A 17,158-nucleotide genomic window follows, 5' to 3' on the forward strand; every position below is an offset into this window, starting at 1 on the left:
CCCTCTTTGCCCAGAAGCCCCATGAAAACCAAAGCTGCCGTCGCCTGGAAATCCGGAGACCCCCTCACCATCGAAACCGTCGATCTCGAGGGCCCCAAGTTTGGCGAGGTGCTGGTCGAGATCAAGGCCACCGGCATCTGCCACACCGACTACTACACGCTCTCGGGCGCCGACCCTGAAGGCATCTTCCCGGCCATCCTCGGCCATGAAGGCGCGGGCATCGTGGTCGACGTGGGCCCCGGCGTCACCACGCTGAAAAAGGGCGACCACGTCATTCCGCTGTACACGCCCGAATGCCGCCAGTGCAAGTTCTGCCTGTCGCGCAAGACCAACCTCTGCCAGCTGATCCGCGGCACGCAGGGCAAGGGCCTGATGCCCGATGCCACTTCGCGCTTCAGCCTGGACGGCAAGCCGATCTTCCACTACATGGGCACCTCGACCTTCAGCAACTACACGGTCGCACCCGAGATCTCGCTGGCCAAGATCCGCGAAGATGCCCCGTTCGACAAGGTCTGCTACATCGGCTGCGGTGTGACCACCGGCATTGGCGCCGTGATCTTCACGGCCAAGGTGGAAGCCGGCGCCAACGTGGTGGTGTTCGGCCTGGGCGGCATCGGCCTGAACGTGATCCAGGGCGCCAAGATGGTGGGCGCGGACAAGATCATCGGAGTCGACCTGAACCCCGAGCGCGAAGCCATGGCACGCAAGTTCGGCATGACGCACTTTCTCAACCCGAAGGATCACGAGAACATCGTCGATGCCATTGTGCAGCTGACCGACGGCGGCGCCGACTACAGCTTCGAATGCATCGGCAACACCAAGGTGATGCGCCAGGCACTCGAATGCACGCACAAGGGCTGGGGCCGCAGCATCATCATCGGCGTGGCCGAGGCGGGTGCCGAAATCAGCACGCGGCCGTTCCAGCTGGTCACCGGCCGCAAGTGGGAAGGCTCGGCCTTCGGCGGTGCGCGCGGCCGCACCGACGTGCCGAAGATCGTCGACTGGTACATGGAAGGCAAGATCAACATCGACGACCTGATCACCCACACCATGCCGCTGGAAGACATCAACAAGGGCTTCGACCTGATGAAGCGCGGCGAATCCATCCGCGGCGTGGTGCTTTACTGATCCCGGAGAAAACGCCCGACATGAACCGCATGGAGCCCTTGCGCAAGATCGAAGCGGGCGTTCTGGAAGTCGCGTACTTCGAAGCCGGCCCCGCGGACGGCCCGCCCGTGCTGCTGATGCACGGCTTTCCCTACGACATTCATACCTACGCCGAAGTGGCGCCAATGCTCGCTCAGCAGGGTTGCCGCGTCATCGTGCCTTACCTGCGAGGCTACGGTGCCACGCGCTTTCTGAGCGATGCCACGCCGCGGTCGGGCGAACAGGCCGCGCTTGGCGCCGACCTGCTCGCGCTGCTCGATGCCCTCGCTATTCCGCGCGCGGTGCTCGCCGGCTACGACTGGGGCGGTCGCGCCGCCTGCGTGGTGGCGGCGCTGTGGCCCGAGCGCTGCGCGGGGCTGGTCTCGCTCAACAGCTACAACATCCAGGACATCGCCAAGGCGATGGAGCCCGACACGCCCGCGAACGAGCAGAGCCTCTGGTACCAGTACTACTTTCACAGCGAGCGCGGCCGCGCCGGGCTGGCGAAGGACCGCAAGGCCCTCACCCGCCTGCTGTGGCAGCTGTGGTCGCCGACGTGGAAGTTCGACGACGCCACCTTCGAACGCAGCGCCGCCGCCTTCGACCACCCCGACTTCGTCGACGTGGTGATCCACTCGTACCGGCATCGCTTCGGGCTGGTCCCAGGCGATCCGGCCTACGGCTACATCGAGCGCCGCCTGGCCGCGCAGCCGGCGATTGCCGTGCCCGCCATCACCTTCGACGGCATCGACGACGGTGTGCGTCCGCCCGCCGACGCTTCGGCCCATGCGCACCGTTTCAGCGGGCCCCGCTCGCATCGGCTGGTGCCCGGCGTCGGCCACAACCTGCCCCAGGAGGCACCGCGCATCTTTGCCGACGCCGTGCTCGAACTCGTGCCCGCACTCCACAACGACACCGACCGATGACCGACATCCTCAAGACCCTTTCCGAGCACCATGCCTTTGGCGGCGTGCAAAGCTTTCACGAGCACGCCTCGCATGAAATCGGCCTGCCGATGCGCTTCTCGGTCTACCTGCCGCCGCAGGCCGCGAACGGGCGCGTGCCTGCCCTGCTCTACCTCGCGGGGCTGACCTGCAACGAGGAAACCTTCGCGGTAAAGGCCGGCGCGCAGCGCATGGCCGCCAGCCTGGGCCTCGCGCTGATCGCGCCCGACACCAGCCCGCGCGGAAGCGCCGTCGAAAGCCTGCCCGGCGCCACCGCCAACTGGGACTTCGGCATTGGCGCAGGTTTCTACCTGGACGCCACCGAAGCGCCCTGGTCCGCCCACTGGCGCATGGAAAGCTGGATCGTGCACGAGCTGCTGCCCTTCGTGGGCCGGCACTTCGCCATCGACGACCAGCGCCTGGGCATCTGCGGTCATTCGATGGGCGGTCACGGCGCGCTCACGCTCGCGATGCGGCATCCCGGGCGCTTCAAGTCGCTGTCGGCTTTCGCCCCCATCTGCGCGCCCACGCAATGCCCGTGGGGCGAAAAGGCGTTCAGCGGCTACCTGGGCGAGTCGGGCGGAGACCGCGCACAGTGGCTGGCGCACGACGCCAGCGCACTCATGAAATCGCAGACGGCCGCCCCCTACCCGCAGGGCATCCTGATCGACCAGGGCCTGGCCGACAAATTCCTTGCCGAGCAGCTCTACCCGGAAGCCTTCGAGGCCGCATGCTTTGCCGCCGGCCAGCCGCTCACGCTGCGCCGGCACGCCGGCTACGACCACGGCTACTACTTCATCCAGACCTTCATGGCGGACCACATCGCCCACCACGCGCAAACGCTCAACGTCTGATCGACCTCGGCGGATCGGCGCCGTATCATGGAGCGCATATGTCCGCAGCACAGATTCCTGCCTTCCATTTGCGCTCCCGGGACGGCGCCCCGGAGGAGAACCTGGTGCTCGCCGGCATCTGGCGTCGAGCCTGGATCGCGGCCAACCGCAGGGCCACCGTCATCGAGCCGATCACGCATTGGCTGCGGCGCGTTCAAACCGAGTTCGTGCCGCCGGCCGACGTGGTGCTGGCCGAGCGCGAAGGCCAGGTGCTCGCATTCATGGTGCTGCTGGCGCGGCGCGAATACGTGGCCCAGCTCTTCGTCGAACCGCATCTGCGCAACCAGGGCCTCGGGCAGGCGCTGCTCGACGAAGCCAGCGTGCGCATGCCGTCCGGTTGGAAGCTGCACGTGGCCACCAGCAACACCGCGGCGCAACGCTTCTACGAGCGCTATGGCCTGGTGCGCGGCACCATCGATCGGCACCCGTCCAGCGGGCGTGAACGGGTCGCCTACCATTGGTTTCCGCCGAGCCCGCCACGGCAGCCGCGAAGCATTGGCTGAGCGCTCTTCTTTTCTGTTTCTCATGCGCATCGATCACATCGCCCTCTGGACCACCGACCTCGAACGCTGCAAGCGGTTCTACATCGACTACTTTGGCGCCACGGCCGGCGCGGGCTACGTCAACTCGGCCAAGGGCTTTGCATCCTGCTTCCTGAGTTTGGGCGATGGCGCCCGCATCGAAGCCATGACCACCCGCACGCTCTCGCCCGTGCCCGCCGAACCCGGCGCGCAGCGCATGGGCTGGACGCACCTGGCGATCAGCGTGGGCTCCGATGCCGCGGTGGACGCGCTCACGCAGCGCCTTCAGGCCGACGGCTACCCGTTGCTCGACGGACCGCGCCGCACCGGCGACGGCTACTACGAAAGCGTGGTGCTCGACCCGGACGGCAACCGCATCGAGATCACCGCATGAGCCCCGCCCGGCCAATGAGCCGCTTGCGCAATGAGTGAATTCGTAGAGAGCCTGCACGAGATTTTCGAGCGCTTCGGCCGCATCGAGCCGCGCCGCATGTTCGGCGGTCACGGCATCTTTCACGAGGGGCGGATGATCGCGATCGTTCTCAAGGACACGCTCTATCTCAAGTCGGACGCCGTGAGCGCCGAGCATTTCGACAAGCAAAACCTGCCGCCCTTCACCTACGAGCGCAACGGCAAGACGATGCCGATGTCGTACCGGCAAGCCCCGGCCGATCTTTTCGAGGACCGCGAAGAAGCCGCGCTCTGGGCTCGCCGCGCCTACGAAGCCGCCTTGCGTTCGGGCCAGCCGCCCAAAAAGAAACCCGCTAAAAAGAAAGTCCCCGTGAAGAAAAAGAAAGCAGCCTCCCCTTGAGCGACGATGCAACACTCGCCCTGCCGCCACTTCCCGAGCGCGAGCAGATCGCGCTGCTCGAAGCGTTCGAGGGCCTGGGCCTGAAAGACATCGTGGTCGTTTCCACGCTGGCCGAGGCCGAGCACGCCGCCGCCGCGCTGCTGGCCACCGGCGTTGCCGGCTTCGACACTGAATCGAAGCCCACGTTCGCAAAGAACGAAGTGTCCAGCGGTCCGCACGTGGTTCAGTTTTCCACGCGCGAGACGGCTTGGCTCTTTCAGCTGCACCGCACCGAATGCAATCCGGTGGTGGCCGCGCTGATTGCGTCGACCGAACTCAGGAAGGTCGGCTTCGGCCTTTCGACCGACCTCACGCTGATACGCAACCGGCTCAACATCGAGCCGAAGGCGGTGTTCGACATCGACAGCGAGTTCCGCCGACGCGGCTACCGCAAGTCGGTGGGCGTGAAGACGGCCGTGGCGCTGGTGTTCAACCGGCGCTTCGTCAAATCGCGCAAGGCCACCACGTCGAACTGGGCCAATCGGCAACTGACCGAAGCGCAGATTCGGTATGCGGCCAACGACGCCTATGCATCGATCCGCGTGTTCGATGCGCTCTTCGCCCAAGCCTGAGGCTGTTAGCAGCCCTAGTCCCGCCCCGCCTCCAGGATCGCCTGCGCCAGCCGCTTCGGGTTGGAAAAGAACATCTCGTGGCTGCCGGGGCACTCCACCAGCCTGAACAGGCCGAGCCGATCCGACAGGCGCGGATGCCACGGCAGGCTGTGCGGCATGGCCGTGTCCTGCTGGCAGTTGACGTAGGACTTGCCGATCTGCAACGCCGCCAGCGGCTCGCGCAGCCGGATCTTGTCGGTGAAGGTGCGGTAGGGGTGCGGATTCAGCCGCTCGTAGCTGGCCTGCGCCAGCGGCAGGTCGGCGTCGTTGATGAAGGCTTCGCGCCAGACTTCGAACGGAAGGCTCACCGCGTTGCCGTTGGCCGCCGCCACGGCGTCGAACATCGTGACGTAGTGCGGCGGCGCCATGTCGTTGAGCGACTCGCCATCGAGCGGCACGAAGGCGTTGACGTAGACCAGGCGCTTGAGCCGCTGCGCAATGCGGTCCGCCACGCCGGAGATCACCATGCCCCCGTAGCTGTGGCCCACCAGGCGAACCTCGGAGAGGTCTTTCTCTTCGATGAAGCGGACGGCCGAGTCGATTGCTTCATCCAGGCCGATGCGCGACCGGTCGTCGCCCGCGCGGTTGCCCACGAGCGTGGGGCAATGCACCACGTGGCCGGCTTCGCGCAGGCTGGCGGCCACGGCCTCCATTTCGGCGCCGGTGTGCCAGGCGCCGTGGATCAGAACATAGGTATCGGACATGCGTGTCTCCTTCATCTTCGTCGTCGTTGAATAAAAGACGACTTTAGGAAACACCAGACGGCGCGAATGGCCGCTCACTGCCAGGCACGTGGCCGATTTGCGCCCGCCCCCACCCGCCCTTTCTCAGCGCTGGCGCCGCAAGGTGCCCGGCGTCATGCCGAGATGCCGACTGAACTGGCGAACGAAGTGCGATGCATCGGTGAACCCGACGCGCGAACCGATTTCCGCAATGCTCAAACGATCGAAGCGGGCGTCACCGAGCATGCGCCGCGCGACCTGCATGCGAAAGCCGGACAGAGCGGCCGCGAAGGTGGTCGCCCCTTCGTTCAGGCTGCGATGCAGGCTGCGCTCCGAGATGCCCAGTCCACGCGCCACGCTGGCAGCCGTGAGGCCGGGTTCGGCATGGCGATCGCGCGTGGCGTCGAGCACGCGGCGGCGCAGCGCGGCACGGGCGCCTTCGCCGTGCGCGGCAGCCCCGCTCGCCTCGTCCGCGGCTCCGGCGGCAAGTGCAAGCAGCCCGCCCAAATGATCGGTCAGCAATGCCGAAGGCAAAGGCGGCCTCAACACGCCCTGCGGCGAAAGCTGCTGGGCAAAGCCGCTCAGGACCCGGCCCCAGCCCGATTGCCCATCGATGCGCCGCGCCACCCGGTCGCCGGCATCCGGAAGCCACGACTCCACCCATGCGGTGGGTAGTTCGAGCGACAGCGTATCGGCCGACTGGAGCAGATGCAATTCGTAGCAGCGTCGCGAATCGACCAGCACCACGTCGCCCGGCAGCATGCGCGCCGAGCGGTCGTCCTGCACGGCGACCCAGGGCGAATCGGTTTTGCACAACAGGTAGTAATAGTTGCTGCGGCTGTGGGAAATGGCCCTGCGCGTGCGGTACACGTCCTGCGCGCTGCCGCGCACCCGGTTCACGCCGATGGCGCCGAGCGGCGCGGATTCGAGCGTGGCGCCGAAGCTGCCGGCCAGCGAACTGGTCACGTCCATCTCGAGAAAGCCTTCGCATACCGCGCCGATCCAGTAGTCGAGCCGCTGCGACGGCGGCACGGCGTCGGTGGACCAGGTGTGGACCGCGGGAGTAGCGATCAAGGCATTTCCGTTCATCGCGCCAACATACCCAAGCCGCGCGTGCTTGCCAAGCGGGTATAGACGGCTCCCATGGCAACGCGAGGGCGCCCCCGGCACAATGCCCGTCACCTCTACCGCAGACGAAAGAAGGGCCATGAGCAACAACAAAAGCGATTTCGGATTGATCGGCTTGGCCGTGATGGGCCAGAACCTGGTGCTGAACGTGGAAAGCCGCGGCTTCCAGGTCAGCGTGTACAACCGCACCGAAGCCACCACCGAAGCCTTCCTGGCGGAGAACCCCGGCAAGAAGCTGCTCGGCGCCAGGACGCTCGAAGAGTTCGTGCAGAGCCTCGCCAAGCCCCGCAAGATCCAGATCATGGTGAAGGCGGGCGCGCCGGTCGACCAGGTGATCGAGCAGCTGATTCCGCTGCTCGACAAGGACGACATCGTCATCGACGGCGGCAACAGCCTTTACACCGACACCGAGCGCCGCGACGCGTACCTGTCGAGCAAGGGCCTGCGCTTCATCGGCGCGGGCGTGTCGGGCGGCGAGGAAGGCGCGCGCAAGGGTCCGTCGATCATGCCGGGCGGGCCGCTTTCCACCTGGGAAGTGATGAAGCCCATTTTCGAGAGCATCGCGGCCAAGGTGGACGGCGAGCCCTGCGTGATCCACATCGGCCCGGGCGGCGCAGGTCACTTCGTGAAGATGGTGCACAACGGCATCGAGTACGGCGACATGCAGCTGATCTGCGAGGCCTACAGCCTGTTCAAGGCCGCAGGCTTCAGCACCGACGAGATGGCCGCCGTCTTCAACGAATGGAACGAAGGCGAGTTGCAGAGCTACCTGATCCAGATCACCGCCAAGGCGCTGGAGCAGAAAGACCCCGAGACCGGCCAGCCGATCGTCGAGCTCATCCTGGACAAGGCGGGCCAGAAGGGCACGGGGCAGTGGACGCTCGTCAACGCAGCCGAGAACGCGGTGGTCATCAGCACCATCAACGCGGCGGTCGAGGCACGCGTGCTGTCGTCACAGAAAAAAGCGCGCGTGGCGGCCAGCAAGGTATTGCAGGGGCCGACGATCGAACTCTCGCTCGACAAGAAGGCGCTGGTGGCCAAGGTGCACGACGCGCTCTATGCGTCGAAGGTCATCAGCTACACGCAAGGCTTCGACCTCATCCAGACGATGGGCGAAAAGAAGGAGTGGAAACTCGACCTGAGCGGAATCGCGTCCATCTGGCGCGGCGGCTGCATCATTCGCGCGCGCTTTTTGAACCGCATCACCGACGCCTACCGTACCGATCCGGCGCTGGGCAACCTGATGCTCGATCCCTTCTTCAAGGACCTGCTCAACCGCACGCAGCAGAACTGGCGCGAAGTGGTGGCGCTGGCGGTGAACAACGGCATTCCAGTGCCGGCGTTCAGTGCCTCGCTCGCCTACTACGACAGCTACCGCACGGCGCGGCTGCCGGCCAACCTGCTGCAGGCGCAACGCGATTTCTTCGGCGCCCATACGTACGAGCGCACCGACAAGCCTGAAGGCCAGCTCTTCCACACCAACTGGCCGGAAGTCATCGGCTGACGCAGCGCCGGATCAGCCTGCCGGCAGCCACGCCTTCACCTGCGCGACCAGCTGCCCCAGCGGCGCGGTCGCGTCGACTGCCAGCACACCGGGCTCCCCTACCGGTGACTCCAGCGTCGCGAACTGGTTGGCCACCAAGCTCGCCGGAAACATGTGCTCGCCCGCGCCCGCCCGTGCGGCCACGCGGCGTTCGGCCTCTGCGCGCTCGATGTCCATGAACACGAAGCGCAGCCCCGGCACGGCCGCGCGCAACTGGTCGCGGTAGCTGCGCTTGAGCGCCGAGCAGGTCAGCACCGCGCCAAGCGACGAGCCGGCCAGCGTGTGCCCCAGCGTCGCCAGCCAGCCGGCGCGATCCGCGTCGGTCAGCGCAATGCCCTGGCTCATCTTCTCGACGTTGGAGGGCGGGTGGTAGTCGTCGCCCTCGATCAGCGGCAACCCGAACCCGACCGCCAGCGCAGCGCCGAGGCTCGACTTGCCGCAGCCCGAAACACCCATCACCACCAGCCATAGCCCATTCATAAGTACCCCTTTTGGTGCAGCCACGGGGCAATCCCCGTGCATCAGCTGAACTTAAATCTACTTCCTTATGATGCGAAACCTTTTTCCGCCGGAAGCAGAGAGTCCCACCCATGGTCCAGCTCGCATTGCGTCGCCCCTACACGTTCATCGTCATGGCGATGCTGATCGTACTGGCCACGCCTTTCGTGCTGGCGCGGATGGCCACCGACATCTTCCCGGAAATCAACATCCCGGTGGTCAGCGTCATCTGGAACTACACCGGCCTGCCGGCGCAGGAGATGGGCCAGCGCATCTCCGGCCAGGTCGAACGAGGCCTCACCACCACGGTGAGCGACATCGAGCATATCGAGTCGCAGTCGCTCGCGGGCGTGTCGATCATCAAGGTGTTCTTCCAGCCCACGGCCAACATCGAGATGGCCATCTCACAGGTCGTAGCTTCCATGCAGGCCCAGGTGCGGCAGCTGCCGCCCGGCATCACGCCGCCGCTGGTCATCAAGTATTCGGCCTCGAGCGTGCCGGTGGTGCAGCTCGCGCTGTCCAGCCCCACGCGCTCTGAAAATTCGCTGTTCGACGCCACGGTGAACCAGCTGCGGCCGCAGCTCATCACGGTGCCCGGCGCAGCCATTCCCTTTCCCTACGGCGGCAAGAACCGGCTGATCTCGGTCGATCTCGACACCCAGGCGCTGCAGGCGCGCGGCCTCACGCCGGCCGACGTGGTGAACGCGGTCAACACGCAGAACCTGATCCTGCCTTCGGGCACCGCCAAGTTCGGCGCCACCGAATACAGCGTGCGCATGAACGGCTCGCCCGATGCAGTGGCGGGGCTCAACGACCTTCCGGTGCGCACGGTGAACGGCGCCACCACTTACCTGCGCGACGTGGCCTACGTGCGCGACGGCTTCTCGCCGCAGACCAACATCGTGCGGCAGGACGGCGTGCGCGGCGTGCTGCTGTCGGTGCTGAAGAACGGCGGCGCCTCCACACTGGACATCGTGGCGAACATTCGCGCGATGCTGCCAGTCGCCGCGCAGACCATGCCGCAGGACATCAAGATCACGCCGCTGTTCGACCAGTCGGTGTTCGTGAAGGCGGCCGTCAAGGGCGTGGTGTTCGAGGCCATCCTGGCCGCGGCGCTCACGGCAGCGATGGTGCTTCTGTTCCTGGGCAACTGGCGCAGCACGCTCATCATCGGCCTCACGATTCCGCTGTCGATCCTGGCCTCTATCCTGGTGCTGTATGCCCTCGGGGAAACGCTCAACCTCATGACGCTGGGCGGACTCGCGCTCTCGGTCGGCATATTGGTGGACCAGGCCATCGTGACCATCGAGAACGTCGAGCGCCACCTGCACATGGGCACGCCGCTGAAAGAAGCTATCGAGGTCGGCGCGGGCGAGATTGGCAACGCGGCTTTCGTCTCCACGCTGTGCATCTGCATCGTGTTCGTGCCGATGTTCTTTCTCTCGGGCGTGGCGCGCTTCCTGTTCGTGCCGCTGGCCGAGGCAGTGGTGTTCGCCATGCTGGCCTCCTACCTGCTCTCGCGCACGCTGGTGCCCACGCTCGTGATGCTGCTGATGGGCGGCGCGCATGCTGGGCAACCGGCCGCCGAAACCAAGCCCAGTGCACTGCAGCGTGTCTACCGCAGCTTCGACCGGCGCTTCGAGCGCGTGCGCCGGGCCTACACGCTGCTGCTGTCTGTGGTGCTGTCGAAGCGCGGCGGATTCATCGGCCTTTTCCTCGGCTTCTGCCTGCTTTCGTGCCTGCTGTATCCGGTGCTGGGCCGCGATTTCTTTCCGACCGTGGACGCGGGCCAGATCCGCCTGCACGTGCGCGCGCCCACCGGCATCCGCATCGAGGAGACGGCGCGCCTTACCGACCGAGTGGAAGCCTCCATTCGCGAACTGGTGCCGGCGGACCAGCTCGAGACCATCCTCGACAACCTTGGCATTCCCAACAGCGGCATCAACCTCTCGTACAGCAATGCAGGCACCATCGGCACTTTCGATGCGGAACTGCTGCTCTCGCTGAAGGACGGCCACCGGCCAACCGAGGAATTCGTGTCGCTGCTGCGAGCCGAACTGCCCAGGCGCTTTCCGGGCATCGAGTTCTTCTTCCAGCCCGCGGACATCGTCACGCAGATTCTCAATTTCGGCCTGCCCGCCGCCATTGACGTGCAGTTCAGTGGCGCCGACATGGCAGGCAACGCGGCCCGTGCGGCCGAACTCACCAAGGCCATCAAGCAGATTCCCGGTGCGGTCGATGCCCACGTGCACCAGCGGCTCGACGGCCCGAGCCTCAGCCTGCAGATGGACCGCTCGCGGCTGCAGCAATACGGCCTCACCGCCGCCAACGTGGGGCAGAACGTGCTGATCGCGCTCTCGGGCAGCTCGCAGACGGCGCCGGCCTTCTGGCTCAATCCGCAGAACGGCGTGGTCTACAGCATTGCAGTGCAAACGCCACAGTACAACATCGACTCGCTCGACGCGCTGCTCAACATTCCGGTGGGCACCGGCGGCACGGCGGCGGCCGGCGGCGCCCCGCAGCAGTTGCTCGGCAACCTCGTCGACGCGCAGGCGGCGCGGCAGCCGGCCGTGATGTCGCGCTACAACATCGCGCCGGTGATCGACGTCTACGTGAGCGTGCAGGGCACCGACCTCGCGAGCGTGGCCTCCAAAGTGCAGGTGCTGGTCGACGAGATGCGGCCCAAGCTCTCGCGCGGCAGCCAGGTCACCATTCGCGGCCAGGTGCAGACGATGCAGTCGTCCTTCATTGGGCTCGGCGTGGGGCTGGCGATGGCCATCGTGCTGGTGTACCTGCTCATCGTGGTTACCTTCCAGTCGTGGCTCGACGCGGCCATCATCATCACCGCCCTGCCCGCGGCGCTGGCCGGCATCGCGTGGATGCTGTTCATCACCGGCACCACGCTGAGCGTGCCCGCGCTCACGGGCGCAATCATGACCATGGGCGTGGCCACGGCCAACTCCATCCTGCTGGTGTCGTTCGCGCGCGAGCGGCTGCAGGCGGGCATCCCGCCGCTCTCGGCCGCGCTCGAAGGCGGCGCCACGCGCATCCGGCCGGTGCTGATGACGGCGCTCGCGATGATCATCGGCATGATCCCGATGGCGCTCGGCCTCGGCGAAGGCGCCGAGCAGAACGCGCCGCTCGGCCGCGCGGTGATCGGTGGCCTGCTTTTCGCCACGGTGTCGACATTGTTTTTTGTGCCCGCGGTGTTCGCGGGCGTGCACAGTCGACTTGCGCACCGCAAGGCGACACGTGCAGCAACAGCCGCGGAACCGCCAGCGGGCGCAGCCCCAGGAGAACTGATCCCATGACGGAGCAACGCCACTCGGCATTGGCCATCCACCCCATCGCCGCCGAAGAGGGCGAGGGCGAACTGCTGCGGCGCCGGCAGATCGTGAAGCGCACGCGCTGGCTCGTGGTCATCGTGCTTGTTTTGCTGGCGCTCGGCGCCGCGCGCACGGTGATCGTGCGCATGGCCAATGCACGCGCGCTCGAAGCGGGCACCGCCGAACGCGCCAAGCTGCATGTGCAGACAGCCCTGCCGCGCACGCCCACCGCTGGCCAGACGCTGGCGCTGCCCGGCACGCTGCAGGGCTTCGTGCAATCGCCCATCTCGGCACGTGCGAGCGGCTACCTCAAGCGTTGGACCCGGGACATCGGCAGCCGCGTCGAAAAGGGCGAGTTGCTGGCCGAGATCGAAACACCCGAGATCGACCAGCAGCTGTCGCAGGCCATCGCGGCGCGCGCGCAGGCAGCATCGGGGCTGGAACTCGCAAAGAGCACGGCTGAGCGCTGGGAAAACCTGCGCAAGAAGGACGTGGTCTCGCAACAGGACCTGGACGAGCGCCGCAGTGCGGTGGCGCAGGCCACTTCGAACGTGGCGGCAGCCGATGCCAACGTGCAGCGGCTTCGGCAGACCGAGAGCTTCAAGCGCATCGTGGCGCCGTTTGCGGGCGTGATCACGCGCCGCAACGTCGACGTGGGCGACCTGATCGACGCGGGTGCGGGCGGCGGCGCCGGGCGCGCGCTCTTCATGCTGGCGCAGACCGATCCGCTGCGCGTGTACATCAACGTGCCGCAAGCCTATGCACAGCTGGTCAAGGCCGGCCAGCCGGTGGTCGTGACGCAGGCCGAGCTGCGTGGCCAACGCTTCAACGGCGAGGTGGGGCGCACCTCGGGCTCGATCGACGCCACCACGCGGATGATGCAGGTCGAGGTGTCGCTGCCCAACCGCGATGGCGCGCTGCTGCCGGGCGCTTATGTGCAGGTCTCGCTGCCGCTGGCGGCGGCCCAGACGCTCACCGTGCCGGCCAATGCGCTGCTGTTCCGCGCCGAAGGCACGCGCATCGCGGTGGTCGATGCGCAAGGCCGCATCGGCCTGCGCCCGGTCACGCTGGGCCGCAACTACGGTGAGAACGTCGAGGTGATCGACGGTATCGGCGGCAACGACCGCATGGTGCTCAACCCCTCCGATTCGCTGGCCGAGGGCGACGTGGTGACGGTCGCGCCCGACGCACCGCCGGCGGACGCCAAGCCGCCCGTGCGAAAGGAACCGGCGTGAGGCTGCGCTATCTGGTTGCTACAGGAGGCGCGGCGCTGCTCGCAGCGGGCTGCGCGGTCGGCCCCGACTACAAGACGCCCGCAACGCCCCTGCCCGTGAGCTGGAAACTCGAGGAGCCCTGGCGCCAGAGCGCACCGAACGACAGCGCCGACAAGGGCCCGTGGTGGAAGCGCTTTGGCGACGCACAGCTGGATGCGCTGCAGGACCAAGCCCTGGGCGGCAGCCCGACGCTGGCCATTGCCAATGCGCGGCTCGCCCAGGCGCGCGCCACGCTCGCGGCCAACTCGGCCAGCCGGTTTCCTCAGCTTGGGCTCGGCACCCGCGCCTCGCGCCTCAAGATTTCCGCCAACCGGCCGCTCACCAACTATGCGACCGCCAATTCGTCGACGGTGCAGAACGACTTCATGCTGTCGCTCAACGCCAGCTACGAACTCGATCTGGCAGGCCGCGTGCAGCGCAGCGTTGAAGGCGCCACTGCCTCGGCCGAACAATCGGCCGCAGACCTGGAGAACACGCGGCTCGTGCTCACCGCCGACGTCGCGAACAACTATTTCAACTTGCGCTCGACCGACATCGAGCTCGACGTGCTCTCGCGTTCCATCGCGCTGCAGCGGCGCGCGCTCGAACTCGTCACGGCGCGCCATGATCTGGGCGCCGTGTCCGGCCTCGACGTGGCGCAGCAGCAGGCGCTGCTCGACACCACGCTGACGCAGGTCGATGTGTTGAAGAAGCAGCGCGCGCAGTACGAGCATGCGCTCGCCACCCTCACGGGCACACCGGCGCCGAGCTTCGCGCTGCCGGCGGACCTGCGCGAGATCAGGCCGCCCCCGGTGCCGCTGGGCGTGCCGTCTGAAATGCTGCAGCGCCGGCCCGACGTGGCCTCGGCCGAACGCGCCATGGCCGCGGCCAACGCACAGATCGGCGTGGCCACGGCGGCCTTCTATCCGAGCTTCATCATCTCGCCGACCGTTGGCGTCGACAGCCGCATGATCGAGACGCTGTTCAACGGGCCGAGCCTCTTGTGGTCGGTGGGCGTGTCGGCCACGCAAGTGCTGTTTGACGGCGGCCGCGTGCGCGCCAATGTCGATTTTGCCAAGGCCGGCTACGACGCCACCGTCGGCAACTACCGCCGCACGGTGCTCACCGCCATGCAGGAAGTGGAAGACGGCATCACCGGCCTGGCCTCGCTCGACCGCGCGACCACCCAGGCGCAGGCCGCAGTCGCCGCTGCGCGCCGCGTGCTCGACATGGCCACCAGTCGCTACGAAGGCGGGGCCTCGACGTACCTGGACGTGATCACCGCGCAGCAGTCGCTGCTCACAGTGGAGCGCCAGGCCGCCCAGCTGCAGGGCCAGCGGCTGCTGACCTCGGTGTTTCTGGTGAAGGCGCTCGGCGGCGACTGGTGCGGCGCGGGCGCCCCCGATTCAGTAGACCCTAGAACAGGCTGCCCTGCCCCGCTGCGCCAGGCGGCCGGAACGCGCTGAGGTCGAGTTCGATTCGCTCGCGGTTGAAGCCGATGCGGTTTGCCGCCTTCTCGAAGCGCTGGCGGATCAGGTCGGCCCACAGGCCGGTGCCCTTCATGCGAGTCGCAAAGTCGGCGTCGTAGTCCTTGCCGCCGCGCATCTCGTGGATGCGCGCCATGATGCGGTCCGCGCGTTGCGGGTAGTGCAGATGAAGCCATTCCTTGAAGAGCGGCGCCACCTCCCACGGCAGCCGAATCACGGTGTAGAACGCACTGCGCGCACCAGCCTCCCATGCGGCTTCGAGCACCTGCTCCATGTCTTCGTTGACGAATGGAATCTGCGGCGCCACGCTCACCCCCACCGGCACGCCGGCCTCGGCCAAGGTACGGATGGTGCGCAGCCGCCGGTGCGGCGCGGCGGCGCGCGGCTCGAGCTTGCGGGCCAGCTCGCCGTCGAGCGTGGTCACGGTGATGTACACGGCGGCCAAGTGCTCGGCGGCCATGGGTGCGATCAGGTCGAGGTCGCGCTCCACCGCGCTCGATTTGGTGACCAGCGCAAACGGATGCCGTGTTTCCTTCAGCAACTCGATCACCGAACGTGTGAGCCGCAGCTCGCGTTCGATGGGCTGGTAGCAGTCGGTGGCGGTGCCGATGGCGACGTGGCTCGGCTTGTAGCTCTTGCGGCCGAGTTCGCTGCGGAGCACTTCGACAATGTTGCGCTTGGCGATGAGCTTGGTTTCGAAGTCGAGGCCGGGCGAGAGATTGAGGTAGCTGTGCGTCGGCCGTGCAAAGCAGTAGATGCAGCCGTGCTCGCAGCCGCGGTACGGATTGAGCGAGCGGTCGAACGACACGTCGGGCGAGTCGTTTTCGTTCAGCACCGACTTCACGTCCTCGAACCGCACTTCTGTAGCGAGCGGCGGCAGCTCTTCGGCTTCGGCCGCGCCTTCTTCGAGCGTGCCCCAGCCGTCGTCGAAAGCATTGCGCTCATCGCGCGAAAAACGGTGCGCCAGGCGCGTGGCGGCGCCGCGGCCCTTGATGGCGTGAATGGGAATGTAGGCGGCCGGCATGGCAGATCCTTTCTCGTCAAATACTGTATGCTCATACAGTATCCTTCGGCCGCTCATTAAGCAATCCGATTTTTTATTTCTCTCTTGACAGAAATTTCTAAAATCCTAGACTTCGAGGCATGGAACTCACCGACATCCAACGCAAGTTTGTTCTTCACTGGGGTGAAATGGGCTCGATGTGGGGCGTCAATCGCACGGTTTCGCAAATCCACGCCCTGCTGTTCGCACGCGGCAAGCCGATGCATGCGGAAGAGCTCTCCGAGACGCTGGGCGTGGCCCGTTCCAACGTCAGCAACAGCCTGAAGGAACTGCAAGCGTGGAACCTGGTGCGCGTCACCCACATCCTGGGCGACCGGCGCGACTATTTCGAGACCAGTGTCGACGTGTGGGAACTGTTTCGCACCGTGGTGCGGGAGCGCAAGGAGCGCGAATTCGACCCCACCATCCGCATGCTGCGCGAAATCGTCGCCAGCCCCGATTTCCAGAAAGAGCCCGCCGATGCGCAAGACCGCATCCGCTCCACCATGGACCTGATGAGCAAGCTCGCCACCTGGGCCGACGAGATGCTGCGGCTCTCGCCCGGCACGCTCGACAAAGTGCTGACGCTCGGCGCCAGCGTGCAGAAGTTCGTTCGCGGTGATGCCCCGGCGCCGACGACTCCGGCCTTGAAGAAAAACGACGACCCCGATGCCCACCATGCCAGCCTGCCGATGATCTGAGTCTCCCCTTTTTTTGCTCTTATATTTCTGTTTTGACAGAAATAACGAAAACAAAACTGCAATGCCCTCCTCCTCGTATCCACTCACCATCTACTTCGACGCCACATGCATGCTGTGCTCGGCGGAAATGAGCGTGATGAAAGCGCGCGATGCCGCCGACCGGCTGAGGCTCGTCGACTGCTCGCCCGCCGGCTTCGATGCCGGACCGGCGCCGCGCGACACACTCATGAGGGCCATCCATGTGGTCGACGCGGCGGGCCAGGTGTTCGTCGGGGTTCCAGCCATCCGGGCTTGCCGCGATGCCGTCGGGTTGCCGAGCGGCAGCTTCCTGCTCGACCTGCCGTGGGTCGCGCCGCTCGCCGATCGCGCGTATGCGCTGCTTGCGCGCAACCGCTACCGGCTGCCGCGCTGGCTGGTGGCCCTGGTCGCCGGCAAGGCGGCGCAGTCGTCCCGCACCTGCGCCGGCGGCAACTGCCGGATCTGAAAAGGAGCT

At 66.4% G+C, this 17,158-nt stretch carries 17 protein-coding genes; 13 read left to right on the forward strand and 4 right to left on the reverse strand.

Going from position 1 to position 17,158, the window contains the following annotated elements; all coding sequences use genetic code 11:
• Positions 1–21 precede the first annotated feature (21 nt).
• Genes J2X92_RS28260 through J2X92_RS28290 form a run of 7 tightly spaced genes read left to right on the forward strand, consistent with a single transcriptional unit; the run spans position 22 to position 4,926 of the window.
• Positions 22–1,128 (forward strand): S-(hydroxymethyl)glutathione dehydrogenase/class III alcohol dehydrogenase, encoded by a 1,107-nt coding sequence (locus J2X92_RS28260; protein ID WP_093012145.1) that lies wholly within the window; start codon positions 22–24, stop codon positions 1,126–1,128.
• Positions 1,129–1,148: 20 nt separating this feature from the next.
• Positions 1,149–2,072, forward strand: coding sequence for an alpha/beta fold hydrolase (locus tag J2X92_RS28265; RefSeq protein ID WP_307580988.1), 924 nt, complete (start codon positions 1,149–1,151; stop codon positions 2,070–2,072).
• Positions 2,069–2,944, forward strand: a complete 876-nt coding sequence (gene fghA / locus J2X92_RS28270; RefSeq protein WP_307580990.1) for an S-formylglutathione hydrolase — start codon at positions 2,069–2,071, stop codon at positions 2,942–2,944. Before J2X92_RS28265 ends, fghA begins: the two co-directional genes overlap by 4 nt.
• Positions 2,945–2,982: 38 nt before the next feature.
• Positions 2,983–3,486: a GNAT family N-acetyltransferase gene (locus J2X92_RS28275; RefSeq protein ID WP_307580992.1), complete on the forward strand. Its 504-nt coding sequence runs from the start codon at positions 2,983–2,985 to the stop codon at positions 3,484–3,486.
• A 22-nt stretch (positions 3,487–3,508) separates the two neighbouring features.
• Positions 3,509–3,898, forward strand: a complete 390-nt coding sequence (locus J2X92_RS28280) for a VOC family protein (RefSeq protein ID WP_307580994.1) — start codon at positions 3,509–3,511, stop codon at positions 3,896–3,898.
• 30 nt (positions 3,899–3,928) lie between these two features.
• Positions 3,929–4,315, forward strand: a complete 387-nt coding sequence (locus J2X92_RS28285; protein WP_307580995.1) for a TfoX/Sxy family protein — start codon at positions 3,929–3,931, stop codon at positions 4,313–4,315.
• Complete coding sequence (locus J2X92_RS28290; RefSeq protein ID WP_307580997.1) at positions 4,312–4,926, forward strand: 3'-5' exonuclease; 615 nt, start codon at positions 4,312–4,314, stop codon at positions 4,924–4,926. The genes J2X92_RS28285 and J2X92_RS28290 overlap by 4 nt, the downstream gene beginning before the upstream one ends.
• 14 nt (positions 4,927–4,940) lie before the next feature.
• On the opposite strand, the gene J2X92_RS28295 is transcribed toward J2X92_RS28290, so the two are convergent.
• On the reverse strand, positions 4,941–5,669 hold the full coding sequence (locus J2X92_RS28295) for an alpha/beta fold hydrolase (RefSeq protein ID WP_307580999.1): 729 nt from the start codon (positions 5,667–5,669) through the stop codon (positions 4,941–4,943).
• 123 nt (positions 5,670–5,792) lie between these two features.
• A complete protein-coding gene (locus tag J2X92_RS28300; protein ID WP_373424893.1) occupies positions 5,793–6,761 on the reverse strand; it encodes a helix-turn-helix domain-containing protein in 969 nt (322 codons plus the stop codon).
• Positions 6,762–6,894: 133 nt separating this feature from the next.
• Here J2X92_RS28300 and gnd point away from each other — a divergent pair, with 133 nt between their 5' ends.
• Positions 6,895–8,319 (forward strand): decarboxylating NADP(+)-dependent phosphogluconate dehydrogenase, encoded by a 1,425-nt coding sequence (gene gnd / locus J2X92_RS28305; protein WP_307581001.1) that lies wholly within the window; start codon positions 6,895–6,897, stop codon positions 8,317–8,319.
• A 12-nt stretch (positions 8,320–8,331) separates the two neighbouring features.
• Here gnd and J2X92_RS28310 read toward each other — a convergent pair whose 3' ends face one another.
• Positions 8,332–8,838 carry a gluconokinase gene (locus J2X92_RS28310; protein ID WP_307581003.1) on the reverse strand — a complete coding sequence of 169 codons (507 nt, stop codon included), beginning with the start codon at positions 8,836–8,838 and terminating at the stop codon, positions 8,332–8,334.
• A 110-nt stretch (positions 8,839–8,948) separates the two neighbouring features.
• On the opposite strand from J2X92_RS28310, the gene J2X92_RS28315 reads away from it, so the two are divergent.
• The 3 genes from J2X92_RS28315 to J2X92_RS28325 are packed head-to-tail and all read left to right on the forward strand — an operon-like array spanning position 8,949 to position 14,901.
• Entirely contained in the window at positions 8,949–12,167 is a 3,219-nt protein-coding gene (locus J2X92_RS28315; RefSeq protein ID WP_307581004.1) for an efflux RND transporter permease subunit, read from the forward strand.
• Positions 12,164–13,417: an efflux RND transporter periplasmic adaptor subunit gene (locus J2X92_RS28320; protein WP_307581006.1), complete on the forward strand. Its 1,254-nt coding sequence runs from the start codon at positions 12,164–12,166 to the stop codon at positions 13,415–13,417. The genes J2X92_RS28315 and J2X92_RS28320 overlap by 4 nt, the downstream gene beginning before the upstream one ends.
• The gene (locus tag J2X92_RS28325; RefSeq protein ID WP_307581008.1) at positions 13,414–14,901 is read left to right on the forward strand and encodes an efflux transporter outer membrane subunit; all 1,488 of its coding nucleotides are present in this window, start codon (positions 13,414–13,416) and stop codon (positions 14,899–14,901) included. The genes J2X92_RS28320 and J2X92_RS28325 overlap by 4 nt, the downstream gene beginning before the upstream one ends.
• Here J2X92_RS28325 and J2X92_RS28330 read toward each other — a convergent pair.
• Positions 14,852–15,946 (reverse strand): PA0069 family radical SAM protein, encoded by a 1,095-nt coding sequence (locus J2X92_RS28330; RefSeq protein ID WP_307581009.1) that lies wholly within the window; start codon positions 15,944–15,946, stop codon positions 14,852–14,854. The genes J2X92_RS28325 and J2X92_RS28330 overlap by 50 nt on opposite strands.
• Positions 15,947–16,065: 119 nt before the next feature.
• Here J2X92_RS28330 and J2X92_RS28335 point away from each other — a divergent pair, with 119 nt between their 5' ends.
• Both J2X92_RS28335 and J2X92_RS28340 read left to right on the forward strand, forming a co-directional pair.
• Positions 16,066–16,665: a GbsR/MarR family transcriptional regulator gene (locus J2X92_RS28335; protein ID WP_307581011.1), complete on the forward strand. Its 600-nt coding sequence runs from the start codon at positions 16,066–16,068 to the stop codon at positions 16,663–16,665.
• Positions 16,666–16,726: 61 nt separating this feature from the next.
• Positions 16,727–17,149, forward strand: coding sequence for a thiol-disulfide oxidoreductase DCC family protein (locus J2X92_RS28340; RefSeq protein WP_307581013.1), 423 nt, complete (start codon positions 16,727–16,729; stop codon positions 17,147–17,149).
• Positions 17,150–17,158 lie beyond the last annotated feature (9 nt).

Origin of the sequence: Variovorax paradoxus, from assembly GCF_030811855.1 — a bacterium.
In the GTDB taxonomy this organism is placed as follows: domain Bacteria; phylum Pseudomonadota; class Gammaproteobacteria; order Burkholderiales; family Burkholderiaceae_C; genus Variovorax; species Variovorax paradoxus_L.